This window comes from Cellulomonas sp. plas2 (assembly GCF_057221735.1).
The window spans coordinates 3,768,016-3,784,012 of record NZ_CM170155.1; the positions used below are offsets into that span (position 1 = coordinate 3,768,016).

The 15,997-nt window shown below is 77.0% G+C and carries 12 protein-coding genes, 1 pseudogene and 1 riboswitch; of the genes and pseudogenes, 8 read left to right on the top strand and 5 right to left on the bottom strand.

What is annotated here, in order from left to right; translation table 11 throughout:
• The first annotated feature begins 115 nt into the window (after positions 1-115).
• The 8 genes from AC2TDM_RS16665 (at position 116) to AC2TDM_RS16700 (ending at position 10,464) form a co-directional block, all read left to right on the top strand.
• Entirely contained in the window at positions 116-1,828 is a 1,713-nt protein-coding gene (locus AC2TDM_RS16665; RefSeq protein WP_484635376.1) for a hypothetical protein, read from the top strand.
• A 168-nt stretch (positions 1,829-1,996) separates the two neighbouring features.
• On the top strand, positions 1,997-2,293 hold the full coding sequence (locus AC2TDM_RS16670; protein WP_090032766.1) for a metal-sensitive transcriptional regulator: 297 nt from the start codon (positions 1,997-1,999) through the stop codon (positions 2,291-2,293).
• Between the two features lie 76 nt (positions 2,294-2,369).
• Positions 2,370-2,612: a heavy-metal-associated domain-containing protein gene (locus AC2TDM_RS16675; RefSeq protein WP_090032670.1), complete on the top strand. Its 243-nt coding sequence runs from the start codon at positions 2,370-2,372 to the stop codon at positions 2,610-2,612.
• The gene (locus tag AC2TDM_RS16680) at positions 2,609-5,146 is read left to right on the top strand and encodes a heavy metal translocating P-type ATPase (protein ID WP_484635377.1); all 2,538 of its coding nucleotides are present in this window, start codon (positions 2,609-2,611) and stop codon (positions 5,144-5,146) included. Before AC2TDM_RS16675 ends, AC2TDM_RS16680 begins: the two co-directional genes overlap by 4 nt.
• A gap of 177 nt (positions 5,147-5,323) precedes the next feature.
• Positions 5,324-6,091 (top strand): CPBP family intramembrane glutamic endopeptidase, encoded by a 768-nt coding sequence (locus tag AC2TDM_RS16685; RefSeq protein WP_484636489.1) that lies wholly within the window; start codon positions 5,324-5,326, stop codon positions 6,089-6,091.
• A 52-nt stretch (positions 6,092-6,143) separates the two neighbouring features.
• Positions 6,144-8,669: a flippase-like domain-containing protein gene (locus AC2TDM_RS16690; protein ID WP_484635378.1), complete on the top strand. Its 2,526-nt coding sequence runs from the start codon at positions 6,144-6,146 to the stop codon at positions 8,667-8,669.
• Between the two features lie 103 nt (positions 8,670-8,772).
• Positions 8,773-9,102, top strand: coding sequence for a YciI family protein (locus AC2TDM_RS16695; RefSeq protein WP_090032673.1), 330 nt, complete (start codon positions 8,773-8,775; stop codon positions 9,100-9,102).
• A 126-nt stretch (positions 9,103-9,228) separates the two neighbouring features.
• Complete coding sequence (locus AC2TDM_RS16700) at positions 9,229-10,464, top strand: RNA polymerase sigma factor (protein WP_484635379.1); 1,236 nt, start codon at positions 9,229-9,231, stop codon at positions 10,462-10,464.
• Here AC2TDM_RS16700 and AC2TDM_RS16705 read toward each other — a convergent pair.
• The 5 genes and pseudogenes from AC2TDM_RS16705 to AC2TDM_RS16725 all read right to left on the bottom strand — a co-directional run.
• Positions 10,439-10,573, bottom strand: a pseudogene (locus tag AC2TDM_RS16705) (VOC family protein); the annotation flags it as partial. The gene AC2TDM_RS16700 and the pseudogene AC2TDM_RS16705 sit on opposite strands and share 26 nt — an antisense overlap.
• 99 nt (positions 10,574-10,672) lie before the next feature.
• Entirely contained in the window at positions 10,673-10,849 is a 177-nt protein-coding gene (locus AC2TDM_RS16710) for a hypothetical protein (protein ID WP_484635380.1), read from the bottom strand.
• A 16-nt stretch (positions 10,850-10,865) separates the two neighbouring features.
• Positions 10,866-10,941, bottom strand: a riboswitch (cyclic di-GMP riboswitch).
• 275 nt (positions 10,942-11,216) lie between these two features.
• Positions 11,217-13,838: a glycoside hydrolase family 31 protein gene (locus tag AC2TDM_RS16715; RefSeq protein WP_484635381.1), complete on the bottom strand. Its 2,622-nt coding sequence runs from the start codon at positions 13,836-13,838 to the stop codon at positions 11,217-11,219.
• Positions 13,835-14,659 carry a putative protein N(5)-glutamine methyltransferase gene (locus AC2TDM_RS16720; RefSeq protein ID WP_484635382.1) on the bottom strand — a complete coding sequence of 275 codons (825 nt, stop codon included), beginning with the start codon at positions 14,657-14,659 and terminating at the stop codon, positions 13,835-13,837. The genes AC2TDM_RS16715 and AC2TDM_RS16720 overlap by 4 nt, the downstream gene beginning before the upstream one ends.
• Before the next feature lie 46 nt (positions 14,660-14,705).
• Positions 14,706-15,938 carry a histidine kinase N-terminal 7TM domain-containing diguanylate cyclase gene (locus tag AC2TDM_RS16725; RefSeq protein ID WP_484635383.1) on the bottom strand — a complete coding sequence of 411 codons (1,233 nt, stop codon included), beginning with the start codon at positions 15,936-15,938 and terminating at the stop codon, positions 14,706-14,708.
• Positions 15,939-15,997 lie beyond the last annotated feature (59 nt).

Sequence of the window (15,997 nt, forward strand, 5' to 3'; positions counted from 1 at the left end):
CTCGCGGACGCCGACCACCCGGGGAGGTGACGCTCCTCCACGACGCCTCACACGGGTAGGGGTCCCGTCGAAGGGAGGGGGACCCACGCAGCCCCTTGCCAGCAGGAGCCCTCCCATGTCCTCGACCACCCGTCGACGCCCCGCGAGGGGCGCGGCCGTCATGACCGTCCTCGGCGCGGTCCTGCTGACCACGCTGCCGGTGATGGAGCTCCTGCCGGCTGCGGAGGCGGCACCGTCCAACAAGGTGACGATCTGCCACCGGACGGCGTCCCACACGAACCCCTACCGGCGGATCACCGTGGCCAAGACGGCGGTCGACGGCGGCGGGGGCAGCGACCACACCTCGCACACCGGCGCGCCGTACAGCTCGACCACGACGTACCAGCCGAGCCAGAAGTGGGGCGACATCATCCGGCCCGTCCGCACGGGCGGCAACACCTCCACCGCCGGGCTGAACTGGCTGGTGCCCACCACGAGCACGCTCGACGCCGCCATCGCCGCGGCCGGCCTCCCCGCCACGGCGTGCCGGGGGATGACGGCGCAGAAGTTCGTCAACGTGCAGCTCGACGCCGGCGTGCCCCTGGCGGACGTCCTCGCCGACCTCAAGGAGCAGGGGACCATCGGCGACCCGGCGCCCGAGCAGATCGACACCATGGACCGGGACCCGAACCTCGGGCCCGGGGACGGCTTCACGGTCGTCGACGAGGAGACCGGCGAGGAGACGACCGCCGCACCGACGACGACGGCGCCTGGGACGACGTCCCCGGCGACCACGTCCCCCGCGACCACGCCGGCCACGACGCCCAGCGCCACGCCGTCGGAGACACCCACCGGCACCCCGTCCGGGACGCCCACGCCCACGCCGACCGTGACCCCGTCCGAGACGCCCACGGCCACGCCGACCGCGACACCCACCGCGACACCCACCGCCACACCCACCGCGACGCCCACCGCCACACCCACCGTCACCCCGACCCCGACCCCGACGGCCACCCCCACCGCGACGCCCTCCCCGACCCCGGGCGCGCCGCTGCAGACCATCGACGGCACGGTGTGGCTGGACCTGGACGCCGACGGCGTCCAGGACGCCCGCGAGCGCGGCGTCCCCGGCATCCGCGTGCAGCTCGTGCGCACCAGCATCACGCCGGCCGACATCGCCCCCGGCGTCGGCGGCCCCGGGCGCGTCGCGTCGGCCCGCGTCGCGGCCGCGTCCACCGTGGAGGCGACCCAGGTCACCGACGCCTCCGGGGCCTTCAGCTTCGGGGAGCTGCCCGCCGGGGACTACGTCGTCGTCGCGGAGCAGCCGGCGTCCCTCGCGATCACGTACGACGAGGACCAGGACCTGGACGGGTCCGCCGCGGTGACCCTGCCCGAGGGCGGGCACGAGCAGGCGGACGTCGGGCTCGTCGGGTCCAGCACCGTGCGCTCGGCCGTCCTCACCCCCGGCGGCACGCCGGCCACGGGCGACGTCGTCGTCCGGTGGTCGGGGCTCGACGCCGTCCTGCGGACCTCGGACGACGTGCTCCTGACCGTGACGCTCGTCGACGGCGTCCTCGTCCAGGGCGGCCTGCCTGCCGGGCCGGTGTCCCTCGAGACCACCGAGGGGCTGGTCTCCGCGGTGTTCACGCTGACGGACGGCGGCACCTACACCGCCCCCGTCGCGCTCGTGCCCGCGGTCACGCCGAGCCCGACGACCGTGGCGGCGTCCCTGCCGACGCGGCTGGCGGCCACGGGCGCAGGCGTGCGCGCCGCGGCCCTCCTCGGAGGTGTCCTGCTGCTCGCCGGCAGCGGCCTCCTCCTCGTCGAGCGGCGGCGCCCGACCGCCTGAGCCCACCCGCGAGCCGACGCGCAACGGCCGGTCCCGTCCTCGACGGGGCCGGCCGTCGTCGTGCGCCCGATGCGGTGCTCGCGCCGCGCCGGACGCCGGCGGGCAGCACGCCGACAGCCGCGGGCCGGGCACCGGAATACCCCGGGGGGGTACCGTGTTCGGGTGGGCATGACGGACAGCGCGCAGCACGGGTACACCGACGCCAAGGCCGAGTACCTGCGTCGGCTCAAGCGCATCGAGGGGCAGGTCCGCGGCATCGCGCGGATGGTCGACGAGGACGTGTACTGCATCGACGTCCTCACGCAGGTCTCCGCCGTGACCAAGGCGCTGCAGGCCGTGAGCATCGGCCTCGTCGAGGACCACCTCGGCCACTGCGTCGTCGACGCCGCCCGGCGCTCCCCCGAGGAGGGCGAGGCGAAGGTCAAGGAGGCCGCCGACGCCATCGCCCGCCTCGTGCGGAGCTGAGCGCGCCGGCCGCAGGCCGTCCCGTCCGTCCCCCGACCGCGCCCAGCGACCCACCACCATCCCGAGAGGCACGCCCATGAGCACCCAGACCGTCACCACCACCCTGTCCGTCGACGGCATGACCTGCGGCCACTGCGTCCGCGCGGTCACCGAGGAGCTGTCCGCGCTGCCCGGCGTCGAGGACGTGCAGGTCGACCTCGTCGCGGGCGGCTCGTCGCCCGTGGTCGTCACCTCGCAGGGCCCGCTCGACGACGCCGCCGTCGGCGCGGCCGTCACCGAGGCCGGCTACGCCCTCACCCCGCGCCGGAGCCTGCTGTGAGCGCCCCGACGACCCGTGGCGACGGGCGTGGCGACGCGCGCGACCCGGGCGTCGTCAGCGTCGACCTCGCGGTCGAGGGGATGACCTGCGCCTCGTGCGTCGCGCGCGTCGAGAAGAAGCTCAACCGCGTCCCGGGCGCGACCGCCACCGTCAACCTCGCCCTCGAGTCCGCGCACGTCACGCTCGTGCCCGACGAGGGTGCCGGCACGTCCACGGGCACCGCCGACCCCGAGGCCCTGCTGGCCGCCGTGCGCAGCGCCGGGTACGACGCGCGCGTCACGGCCGTCCACGACCCGAACGCCCCAGTCCGGCTCACCGCCGGGCGCGCCGAGCACGGGCAGGAGCACGGGCACGGGCACGGGCACGACCCCCTCGACCACGCCCTGTCCGGCCACACCATGGCCCCCGGCCACGACATGGACCCCGACGAGGACACCTCCGCGCCGACCGACGCCCGCGGGACCGAGCTGCGGTCGCGGCTGCGCGTCGCGGCGGTGCTCACCGTGCCCGTCGTCGCCCTGTCGATGCTGCCGGCGCTGCAGTTCGGCGGCTGGCAGTGGGTGGTCGCGGCGCTGGCCCTGCCCGTGGCGACGTGGGCGGCCTGGCCGTTCCACCGCGCCGCCGCGCGTGCGGCCCGGCACCGCGCGTCGACGATGGACACGCTCGTGTCGATCGGGATCGTCGCGGCGACGGCCTGGTCGCTGTGGGCCCTGCTCCTCGGGGGCGCCGGACGGCTCGGCATGACGATGGAGCCGACGCTCTGGCCCGCCGCCAGCGCCGCGCACGCCGGCATGCCCGAGCTGTACTTCGAGGTGGCGGCGGTCGTCACCACGTTCCTGCTGGCGGGTCGGTACCTCGAGCACCGCTCGCGCCGCCGCGCCGGCGACGCCCTGCGCGCCCTGCTCGACCTCGGCGCCAAGGACGTCACGCTGCTCGTCGCCGACGACCCCGGCGGCCGCCGCCGCGAGGAGCGCGTCCCCGTCGACCGCCTGGCCGTCGACGACCTCTTCGTCGTGCGCCCCGGGGAGAAGGTCGCCACCGACGGCGTCGTCGTCGAGGGCACGAGCGCCGTGGACACCTCGCTGCTCACGGGCGAGCCCGTGCCGGTCGACGTCGGCCCCGGCGACCCCGTCACCGGCGCGACCGTCAACAGCGCCGGCCACCTCGTCGTGCGGGCCACCCGCGTCGGCGCGGAGACGCAGCTCGCGCAGATCGGGCGCCTCGTCGCCGCCGCGCAGACGGGCAAGGCCCCCGTGCAGCGCCTCGCGGACCGCATCTCGGCGGTGTTCGTGCCCGTCGTGCTGGTGCTCGCGCTCGGCACGCTCGTCACGTGGCTCGTGCTCGGCGGCGACGTGCAGGCCGCCTTCACCGCGGCCGTCGCCGTCCTCATCATCGCGTGCCCCTGCGCGCTGGGGCTCGCGACGCCGACCGCCCTGCTGGCCGGCACGGGCCGCGGTGCGCAGCTCGGCGTGCTCATCAAGGGCCCCGAGGTGCTCGAGCGGACGCGCCGCGTCGACACGGTCGTGCTCGACAAGACCGGCACGGTGACGCAGGGCCGGATGGCCCTCGTCGACGTCGTCCCGCTGGGCGGCACCGACCGCGACGAGGCGCTGCGCCTCGCGGCCGCGGTCGAGGCCCGCGCGGAGCACCCCATCGGCCGGGCCGTCGCGGCGGCGGTCCCGGTGCCCGCCGACGACGCCCCCGTCGGCGGCGACGGCGTCGTGGTCGGCTCCGACCAGGTCCTCGACTTCCGCGCCGACGCCGGCCACGGCGTCAGCGGGGTCGTGCGGACGGCGCACTCCGGCGTCGGGCTGGGTCGGCGCGTCCTCGTCGGACGCCTCGGCTGGCTCGCCGACCAGGGCGTCGACGTCGGTCCCGCGCGCGCCGAGGTCGCGGCGGCGCAGGACGGCGGCGCGACCGCGGTCGTCGTCGCGTGGGACGGGAGCGCCCGCGGCGTGCTCGTCCTGCGCGACCCCGTGAAGGACGACGCCCGCACCGCCCTCGACGAGCTGCGCGCCCTCGGGCTGCACCCCGTCCTGCTGACCGGCGACAACGCCGGTGCCGCCCGGGCCGTCGCGGCCGAGGTGGGCATCGCGCCCGACGACGTCGTCGCCGAGGTGCTGCCCGCCGACAAGGTGGCTGTCGTGGAGCGGCTGCAGCGCGAGGGCCGCACGGTCGCGATGGTCGGCGACGGCGTCAACGACGCCGCCGCCCTGGCCGCCGCGGACCTGGGGCTGGCCATGGGCACGGGGACGGACGTGGCCATCGAGGCCGCCGACCTCACGCTCGTGCGCGGGGACCTGCGGTCGGTGGGCCGCGCGATCCGGCTGTCGCGGGCGACCCTGCGGGTGATCCGCCAGAACCTGTTCTGGGCGTTCGCCTACAACGTCGCCGCGATCCCGCTGGCGGCGCTGGGCCTGCTCAACCCGATGATCGCGGGCGCGGCGATGGCCTTCTCCTCGGTGCTCGTCGTCGCGAACTCCCTGCGGCTGCGGGCGTTCGACCGCGTGCCGGCCGCCGCCCCGCGGGCGTGAGGACCGGCCTGCGGACCAGCACGAGGACCGGCACGAGAGCCGGCACGACGCCGACGCCGCCCCGGCGGCGCCCAGGACTCTCCCGGGCGCCGTCCAGGGGCGGCGTCTAGCGTGCCGCGGGTGAGCGCCGACGTCCCCGCCGCAGCCGTCCCCGGAGCCGGCGCCGGAACCCCGCCCGTGTCCGGCGCGGCGTGGCGGCGACGGCTGACGGTCGAGGTGTGGATCGTGCTGGGGTTGTCGCTCGGGCGGTCCGGCGTCTACGCCGTCGTCACGATCCTCGACCGCGTGACCCGGCCCGAGGCCCTCGGCGCCCAGACCGCCACGCTGAACCCGAGCCGCGCCGACCGGCCCTGGCTCGACCTCACCTACCAGCTCCTGTCGCTCGGGTTCGCGCTCGTGCCGGTCGCGCTGGCGCTCTACCTGCTCTCCGCCCAGGGCCGGTCGGCGCTGCGGCGCATCGGGCTGGACCGGGCGCGGCCGGGCCGGGACCTGCTCGTCGGGGCCGGGCTCGCGGCCCTCATCGGGATCCCCGGGCTGGGCCTGTACGTCGTGGGGCGCCTGCTGGGCGTCACGGTCGAGGTCCAGGCCGCCGCGCTGGACGCCGCCTGGTGGACCGTGCCCGTCCTCCTGCTCTCGGCGCTGCAGAACGCGCTCCTCGAGGAGGTCGTCGCGGTCGGCTACCTCGTGGAGCGGCTGCGCGAGCTGCGGTGGGGGCCCGTGGCGACCGTCGCCGCGAGCGCCCTGCTGCGCGGGTCGTACCACCTCTACCAGGGGTGGGGGCCGTTCGTCGGCAACGTCGTCATGGGCGTCGTGTTCGCCGAGTACTACCGGCGACGAGGGCGCGTCGGCCCGCTCGTCGTCGCCCACACGCTCATGGACGCCGTCGTGTTCGTGGGCTACGCGCTGGTGCCCGACGACATCAGGACCTCGCTCGGCCTCTCGTGAGGCGCGCGCCGGACCCGGCCCGCGCGCCGGACCGGCTGCCTAGACTCGCGGCATGTCGGTGACGGACCAGCCCGCGGACCCGCGGGCCACCGACGACCCCGCGCGGCCGGACGGCGGCGCCGCCGCAGGCACCGCGCGCCGCCGGGGGGCCTCCGCGTGGGACGGACGGTCCACGCCCGTCCCCGTCGTCGGCGACGAGCCCGGGGACGGCCGGGCGCGCCGCGTGCACCACCCCTCCGACCTCGTCGACACGGTGGTCGCCGCGCTCGGCGTCGTCCTCGTCATGGTCGCCGCGGTCTACGCGCAGAACACCGCGACGGGCGTCGCGGAGGACGTCCAGGCGTCCGCCGAGCTGCTGCGCCGCGTGCTCTTCGTCCCGGTCGCGGTGCTCGAGGGCACTGTCACGCTGCTCGCGCCGCTGGCCGTCCTCACCGAGCTCGCCGTGCGCCGCCTGGGCCGGCAGGTCCTCGAGGTGCTGGCCGGCGCGGTCGCCGCGGTCGTGCTGAGCGCGGTCCTCGTCGCGCTGGTCCGGGTGCTCGGCTCCGCGGAGCTGCAGGCCGGGCTGTCCGTCGTGCGCGGCGGTGCACGCGTCGTGGAGGTGCCGGGGTACCTGGCGATGCTCGTCGGGCTGCTGACCGTCGCCGGGCCGCGCACGCGTCGCCGCAGCGTGCGGTGGTCGTGGAACGGCCTGTGGGTCGCCACGGGGGTCCTGCTCGTCACGGCTCAGGCGGCCCTGCCGGCCATCGCCGTGGCGCTCCTCGTCGGGCGCACGGCGGGGCAGGGCGTGCGGTACGCGCTGGGCGTCCGGTCCGAGCGGGCGTACGGCGTGCGGCTGGTCGAGGCCGTCCGACGGGCGGGTTTCGCCGCGGCGTCGCTACAGCGCGCGGGCGACGACGAGCCGCTCACCCGGACGACCGACCACCGCGTCTACACGCTCACCACGACCGACGGGGGCCGGCACGCCCTCGTCGCCATGGACGGGGACCGGCAGGTCGTCGGCGGGCTCGCGCGGCTGTGGCGGTCCCTGCGGCTGCGCGGGATCGAGGGGCGGTCGGTGGTGTCGCTGCGGCAGGCGGCCGAGCGGTTCGCGCTGCTCAACCACGCCGCGCAGGCGGCCGGCGTGCGGGTGCCCGCGCTCGAGGGCATGGGGCAGGCGGACGACACGATGGTGCTCGTCCTGCAGGAGCCCGCGCGCGCCCGGGCGCTGTCCGACGTGCCGGCGGCGGAGATCACCGACGCCGTCCTGCGGGCGGCCTGGGAGGAGCTGGCGCGGGCGCACGCGGCCGGGGTCGCCCACCGCGGCATCACCGCCGACGCGATCCTCCTCGCCCCGGCCGACGAGGGGACGCCCCAGGTGTGGTTCACCGCCTGGGACCAGGGCGACGTCGCCTGCTCGGACCTGGCCCGCCGGCTCGACCTCGCCCAGCTCGTCGCCGTCCTGGCGCTGCGCGTCGGCGCGACGCGGGCCATCGCCGCGGCCGCCGACGTGCTGCCCGACGCCGACCTCGTCAGCATCGGGCCGCTCCTGCAGCCCATCACCCTGCCGCGCCGGACGCGCATGGAGCTGCGCGACCACAAGGAGGTGCTGCCGGACCTGCGCGAGGAGCTCGTCGCCCGCATCCCCGAGGCGGACGTCGCACCCGAGCAGCTGACGCGGTTCGGCGCGCGGACGCTGCTGTCGATCCTCGTGACGATCCTCGCGCTGTTCGTCGTCCTCACGTCGATCAACGTCTCGACGATCGCGGAGGCGCTCGAGCAGAGCGATTGGCGGTGGAGCGTCGTGGCGTTCGCGCTGGGGCTGGTGACGCTGCTGGGAGCGGCGCTCACGATCGTCGCGTTCTCGCCCGTGCGGCTGTCGGTGTGGCGGGCGACGATCGTGCAGACGGCCGCGACCTTCGTCGCCCTGGCCGCACCCGCCGGGGTGGGGCCCGCGGCCCTCAACCTGCGCATGCTCACACGGCGGGGGGTGAGCACGTCGCTCGCCGGCGCCACCGTCGCGCTCGTGCAGGTGAGCCAGTTCGTCGTCACCGTCCTGCTGCTGCTGGGGCTGTCCGTGGTGACCGGGCGGGGCGAGGAGTCGACGCTGCCCATCTCGCCCGCGATGCTCGTGGCGGTGGGCGTCATCGCGGCCCTCGTCGCCGCCGCGCTGCTGGTGCCCAAGGTCCGGCAGTGGGCGGTCGCCCGGATCCTGCCGGTGCTCGCGCAGACCTGGCCGCGGCTCATCGCGGTGCTGGGGCAGCCGTGGCGGCTGGCGCTGGCCGTGACGGGGAACCTCGTCATGACGCTGGGGTACGTCTTCGCGCTGGACGCGTGCCTGGCCGCGTTCGGGCGGGACGCGCTGCTCGTGCCCGTGGCGCTGGCGTACCTGGCGGGCAACACCGCGGGCTCGCTGGTGCCGACCCCCGGCGGCGTGGGCACGGTCGAGCTGGCGCTGGCCGGTTCGCTGGCGAGCCTGACGGGTGTGAACGTCGGCATCGCGACGTCCGTGGCGGTGCTGTTCCGCGTGCTGACCTACTGGCTGCGGGTGCCGCTGGGCTGGGCCGCGATGCGGTACCTGCAGAAGCGGGGCGAGCTGTAGGGCCGGTCCGGCCGGCCCGGGTCGGCGTCGATGTCCTCCCGGGCCGTGGTGGTGCGTCAGGGGGTGGAGTGGCCGCACGGGCCACGGCTGAGGAGGAACGACCATGCAGTTCGTGCTGTTCATCTGCACCGACCCGACCGGTGAGCCCTACGACGAGTCGGCCGACGACGTCGAGGCCTGGTTCACGACGCTGCAGGAGCAGGGCCGGCACCTGGCCGGGGACCGGCTGCGGCCCGTCGAGGACGCCGTCACCGTGCGCGTCCGCGGTGGCGACCGCCTGGTGACCGACGGGCCGTTCGCCGAGACGCGGGAGTGGATCGCGGGCTTCGACCTGGTCGAGGCGGCGGACCGGGACGAGGCGGTGGCGATCGCGGCGGCCCACCCGATGGCGCGGTTCGGGCGCATCGAGGTCCGCGCCGTCTGGCCGCTGTGAGCCGTGCCGGCGGGGGCGGGTGCTGGGGCGGGTGCTGCGGCGGTGCCGGTGGCCGACGCGCCCGTCGCTGACACGTCGGTCGCGGCCGCCCTCGCTCGGGCGGTCGCGACCGACCACGCGCGGGTCATGGCCGCCGTCATCGCGACGGTCGTCGACTGGCAGGTGGCCGAGGACGCCGTGCAGGACGCCTGCGAGCGCGCGCTGACGGCGTGGGCGCGCGAGGGCGTGCCCGCCAACCCTGCGGGGTGGCTGGTGACGACCGCTCGTCGTCGGGGCATCGACCTGCTGCGCCGGGCCGGGGGGCGCCGCGCGACGCTGCAGCGGTACGGGGTCGCGGTGGAGCGGGGGCTGCTGGAGCCGGCCGGGCCCGGCGAGGCGGAGGACCCCGACGAGCGCGTCGGCGACGACCGGCTGCGGCTCGTGCTCACGTGCGCGCACTCCGTCCTGCCGCTCGGGTCGCGCGTCGCGCTGACGCTGCGGACGGTGCTGGGCTGGACGCCCGACGAGATCGCGCGCGCGTTCCTCGTCTCGGAGGCGGCCGTCGCCAAGCGGCTGGTGCGGGCGCGGGCGGCCCTGGCCTCGTCGGGCCTGCCGTACCGGGTGCCGGGACCGGCCGAGCTGCCCGAGCGGGTCGACGGGGTGCTGGCGGTGGTCTACCTCGTCTTCACCGAGGGGTACGCCGACCCCGCGAGCCGCGGGGCCCTCGCGCCGGAGGCGGTCCGGCTGGCGCGGCTGGTGCGGGACCTGCTCGACCCCGCGCGGCCCGAGCGCCTGGAGGCGTCGGGGCTGCTCGCGCTGCTGCTGGCCCAGCACGCGCGGCACGGGGCACGGGTGGGGCCGGACGGCGGGACGGTCCCGCTGGACCGTCAGGACCGGTCGCTGTGGGACCGGGCGGCGCTGGCCGAGGCCGAGGGGCTCGTCGCCGACGTGCTGCAGCACGCCGCGCACAGCCTGCGCCCCGTAGGGCGGTACACGCTGCAGGCGGCGATCGCCCTGGAGCACGGCCGGCCGTCGACCGCGCAGGAGACGGACTGGGTGCGGATCGCGCGGCTGCACGAGCTGCTGAACCGGCTCGACGACGTGCCGGCGCAGCGCATCGCGTGGGCCGTGGCGGTCGGGCGGGCCGAGGGGCCCGAGCGCGGGCTGGCGGTGCTCGACGGCGTGCGGCGCGGCGAGCGGCTGCACCTGCTGCACGCGGCGCGCGGGGACCTGCTGGAGGCGGCCGGGCGGTGCGACGAGGCCGCGGCCGCCTACGCGCGGGCCGCCGAGCTCGCTCCCGGTGAGGTGGAGGGGCGGGTCCTGCGCGCGCGGTCGGAGGGGCTGGCGCGGGGGCCCGTCACAGCGGGGCCAGGCGCCGCCTGAGGAGGCAGAAGACGTTGCCCTCCGGGTCCTGCAGCACGTGCCAGGACTCCTGGCCGGTCTGCCCGACGTCCGCGGGCCGCGCGCCGAGCGCGAGGAGCCGCTCGAGCTGATCCGGCACGCCATGCCGTCACCGGTCCTCTCCTCGGGTCCGACGTCGGCGGGCCGCGCGCTCGTGGCACCGCCGGGGGACGGTGCCACGAGGCGTGGGTCAGGCGGCGACCGTGGGGCGCTGCGTCGGGACGCCGGCGGCGGCGACGCGCGAGGCCATGCGCGCCCAGGCCTGCACACGGGCGGCGGGGAGGGCGACGACGCGGTCGGTGACGAACTCGTCGACGACCCCGTTGACGAGGCCGGTGTCGGTCGGCTCGAGGGAGAAGCGCTCCATGGCGGTGTCCTGTCTGTTCGGTGGCCCGGCTGACCGTCGTGGGTCCCGTGGCTTTGCGTCCCCTCCTTGCGGAGGGTTTGCCGTTTCGCTGACGGAGGAGACAGTACGGCAGCGCCCTACCCCGGTGCGAGCCCCTGCCGCGGCTTTTCACCCCCGACACGCCGACAGATCGCGTGATCCACAGCCGGCACCGGTCGGGAGGACGACGGATCAGCAGGTCAGGGCCGTCCGACGGCCGGATAGGGTGCGGTGGGCCGTCAGGGTGGCGCCACCGCAGAAGTCCTCCGCGGTGCGCCGACCGGGTGACGCGGACGGCGGTCGCCCGCCGCCCGCGGCCGCGCACAGGGGCGCACAGGGGCACGTGCGCTCAGCCCGCGGCGAGCAGGACGTCCTCCAGAGCGCCACGCAGGGCGGCGGGCAGGTCGAGGGCCGCCAGGTGACCCAGCCGCACGTGCAGCGGCGCCCCGCTCGTCGCCACCTGCAGGGCGTGCGCCTTCTCCTCGTAGTCGGACCGGGCCGCGTCGAGGACCGCGACGAGCCGCGCCCGGACGTCGTCGGCAGCGGGACGGGCCTGCGGCCCGACCACCACCTCGACCTCCTGCCCGACCGGCACCTCCGCGACGGTCACCCGCACCAGGTGCGCGGTGCGCGTGACCCGGGCCGCACCGGCGGGCGGGAGGTCGTCACCCTGTCCCGGACCAGCACCGCCGACCCACGGCAGCGCCAGCGGACCAGCGAGCAGGACGTCCGCGGGGCGGTGCTCGGCGGCCGCTCGTCCCGGCGTGACGGCGGGCGGGCGGACCTCGTCGAGCGGGACCGCCGTCCCCGCGACGCGGACCTCGGGTACCCGCCCGGGGTCGACGAGCAGCGTCACGGTCCACGCCCGCCGCGCCGGCAGCCACGGGGGGGCCGTCGTCGCCGTCGGAGGGTCGGCGACGGTGCTGGTGGCGTCGGTGGTGGTGGCCGTGCTGGTGGCGTCGGTGGACGTGCCCGTGCGGGCGGCGCCGATGCGCAGGGTGCCGGTGGCCTGGTCCCAGGTGAGGGGCGTCCGGGCGGTGCGGGTCTCGTCGAGCCCGTCGCCGGAGCCGTCGTCCTCCACGAGCTCGCCGAGGCCGTCCGCACCCGGCACGACCACGACCTCGACGTGCGACGGGGGGACGGGGTCGTCGGCGGGGACGGCGGCGGCGTCGAGCGGGAGGACGGTGCCGAGCGGGGCGAGGACCGGCGCCGCGGGCAGGTGCCGGTGCAGGACGGCCTCCCGCCCGCCGTCGTAGACCTGGCCGGAGACGAGGTCGACCCACGTGCCGGGCGGCAGCCAGACGTCCACCGCGGCCGTCCGGCTGACCGGGTCGAGGGGTGTGACGACGGGGGCGACGAGCAGGCCGTCGCCGAACCGCGCCTGCGCGGGGTGCCGGTAGGCCGCCCGCTCGTGGGGCCAGCCGTGGTACAGCGGCGTGACCAGCGGGACGCCCTCGCGCGCCGCGCGGTGGTTCATCGCGTGCAGCCACGGCACCAGCCGGTGCCGGAGCCGCAGCCAGCGGGTCTGCACCTCCTGCTCGGCCCTGCCGAACGCCCACGGCTCCTTCGTCATGAAGGGGTTGGCCGACGAGTGCAGGCGCAGGACGGGCGACACCACGCCGAGCTGGACCCATCGCGTCGCCAGCTCGTCGTCCTTGGCGCCGAACATGTGACCGCCGATGTCGTGGCTCCACCAGCCGTAGCCGATGTTCGCGGCGCGTGCGGTGAACTCCGGCTGGAACGCCAGCGACGCCCACGACACCACCGTGTCGCCCGAGAAGCCGACGGGGTAGCGGTGCGAGCCGGGGCCCGCGTACCGGGAGAAGGTCAGCGGCCGGCGGTCGTCCCGCCCGGAGTCCAGGAAGTGCAGGTGGTTGAGCACCCACAGGGGGTCGACCCCCGCGCGCCGCGAGTACGGCCCCGACTGCCAGTCGAGCCACCAGAAGTCGACGCCCTCCTCCTCGCGGGGGTGGTGGGCGTGCTCGAGGTAGGCGGCGAGGAACGCGGGGTCGGTGACGTCGAAGGCGACGGGCTCGCCGTCCGCGGGGTCGCGGCCGAGCGCGGCGCAGACGGCGGCGTAGGCGTCCTCGTAGGCACGGATGCCGTCGGCGGGGTGGACGTTGAGCGTCACCCGCAGGCCGCGGCGGTGCAGGTCGGCCAGGAACGCCGGCGGGTCGGGGAACAGCGCGCGGTCCCAGGTGTAGCCCGTCCAGCCCGAGCCGTAGCGGGGGTCGACGTCCGTGAGGTGCCAGTCCATGTCCAGGACGGCCACCGAGAACGGCACCCCCTCCGAGGCGAACCGGTCGAGGAGGGCCGCGTACTCCTCCGCGTCGTAGCGGTGGTAGCGGCTCCACCAGTTGCCCAGGGCCCACCGCGGCAGCACGGGCTGCGGACCGGACAGGGCGTACAGCGCCCGGACGGCCTCGACGTGGTCGAGGCCGTAGGCGAAGACGTAGAGGTCCTGCCGGTCGCCCGGGACGCGGGGCTGGAGCGACCCGTCGTCGCCCAGCAACGGGGTGGCGGAGTCGTCGAGGACGGCGTAGCCGCGGCGGGAGACCACGCCCGGCTCCAGGGGGACGGCCCCGTCGGCGCCGTCGAGGGTGCGGGCCGTGCCGCCGAGGTCCTCCGGCGGCTCCCCGTACCGCCAGACCGAGTGGTACGAGCTCACGCCGCCGAGCACCTCGACCATGAGACCGCTCGGCGTGAACGGGCCGCGGTCGTAGGTGAGCCGCAGGCGGGAGGTGGTCAGGACGAGGTGCGTCCCCGTGTCCTCGACGCGGAAGTCGGGCACCGGCTGCCGGCGGTGCAGGGCGAGCGTGGAGGGCCGGTCCTCGACCGCGTCGTCGGCGGCGTGCTCGAGGCGCAGGAGGCCGTCGGTCAGCACGGTGAGGCGGAAGCCCGGGCCGCGCACCACCGCCGCGGGGTCGGCCACGGGGTGCGTGGCGAGGCGCGGCAGCGGGGCGGGGTTCATGCGGGGTCTCCTGGGGACTGGGATGCGGCGGGACGGTCGGGGGCGTGGTCGGCGCGGAGCGTCCCGACGACCACCGTGGCGTCGTGCTCCTCGTCGCGCACGGCGACGGGGTCGAACCCGTGCGCCGCGAAGGCCGCGGCGGTCAGCGGGACCTGGTCCTCGCCTGTCTCGACGAGCAGCGTGCCGCCCGGGCGCAGCCAGCGCGCGGCGGCGGCGACCACGCGACGCTGGACGTCGACGCCGTCGTCGCCGCCGTCGAGGGCGACGGCGGGCTCGTGGTCGCGGGCCTCGGGTGGCATGCCCGCGATGGCGGCGGTGGGGACGTACGGGGCGTTGGCGACGACGACGTCGACGCCTCCGAGGAGCGTCACCGGCAGGGCGTCGGCCACGTCGCCGGCGTGCACGTGCCCGCCGACGGCCGCGAGGTTGCGACGCGCGCAGCGCACCGCAACGGGGTCGAGGTCGACCGCGTGCAGGTCGACGCCGGGGACGGCCGTCGCCACGGCGAGGCCCACCGCGCCCGTCCCGCAGCAGAGGTCGGCGACGACGGCACCGGGTCGCACGCGTGCGACCGCCTCGGTGACGAGGAGCTCGCTGCGCCGGCGCGGTACGAAGACGCCGGGTTCCACGTGGACCCGCAGCCCCGCGAAGGCGGCCCAGCCGAGCACCTGCTCGAGCGGCTCGCCGCTGACGCGTCGGGCCGTGCGGCGCTCGAGCTCGTCGGGGTCGGGGGTCTCGTCGAGCAGCAGCGCCGCCTCGTCCTCCGCGAACACGCAGCCCGCGGCGCGCAGGCGCTGCACGAGGGTGTCGACGTCGGCCACCCACCCATCCTGCCGTGCCGGACCGGGAGGGCAGGTCCGCGGGCGGTCAGGCGGCGAGGACCACGCGGTCGCGGCCGGCGCGCTTCGCCGCGTAGAGGGCGCGGTCGGCGGCGGCGACGAGGGCCTGCGCGTCGAGCCCCGGCGCCGCCACGCCGACCCCGACCGACACCGTGACCTGCAGGTGCGTCCCGTCGGGCCGCGCCAGCGACAGCCCCGCGCAGCGCCGCCGCAGGTCCTCGGCGTGGTCGAGCGCCGCCTCGGGGGCGAGGCCCGGCAGGACGACGACGAACTCCTCGCCGCCGCTGCGCACGAGCGTGTCGCCGGGCCGGACCCCCGCCTGCAGCGCCTGGGCGACCGCGCGGAGGGCCAGGTCGCCGGCGGCGTGGCCGTGGGTGTCGTTGAGCACCTTGAAGCGGTCGAGGTCGACGACGAGCACCGCCGCGGGCGTCCCGGCCGCGAGCGCCGCGGTCAGCGCCGGCGCGAGCGCCCGTCGGTTGGCGACGCCGGTCAGGGCGTCGGTCGCGGCCTCGCGGTCCAGCCGCTCGCGGAGGCGCTCGTTGACCTCGAGCTCGGCGGCGAGGCGCTCGTGCGTGCGGGTCAGCCGGCGCTGCTGCTGCTCGAGGCGGCGCGCGGTGTCCTCGAGCGCGACCTGCTGCGCGACCTCCTCCGACACGTCCCGCAGCACGACGACGCGGCCGAGGGGACGTCCTCGCCGGTCATGGACGGTCGAGGTCCGGGCCTCGGCGTGCAGCCCGGGGGCGAGCTGCAGCGTGCGGCGACCGCCGACGTCGGCGCGGCCGGCGGCCAGGGGGTGGGACGGCCCGAGCGGCAGGACCTCGGCGACGTCGTGCCCCACGTACGGCTCGGGCAGGTCGGGCCGCAGGCGGCGGACGAGTGCGCGCCCGGCGGCGTTGAGGTCGACCACGCGGTCGTGCGGGTCGAGGACCGCGACGGCGTCGGCGATCCGCTCGACGACGTGCTCGCGGACCACCGGGACGACGCTGAGCAGCCCCTGCCGGAACAGCGCGTGGGCGCACGTCAGGCCGGTCACCACGAACCCGAGCGGGGCCACGTCGACCATGCCGCGGTCCCCGGCCTCGATGGGGCCCGCGAGGGTCAGCACGATGGGCGGCACCGCCGCGACCAGGAGGCTCGTGAGCTGCCGTCGGAAGTAGCGGTGCGCCGCGGGCCAGGCGCGCACGAGCCGCCACAGCCCCGCCGCCGACAGGGCGTAGCAGTAGGCGCTGTGGAGCCAGTAGCCCAGCACCGGGAAGGACACGAGGCGCGGGACGTCGGGGGGCCCAGGGGTAGGCGGCGGGCGACCCCGCCGGCTCGACC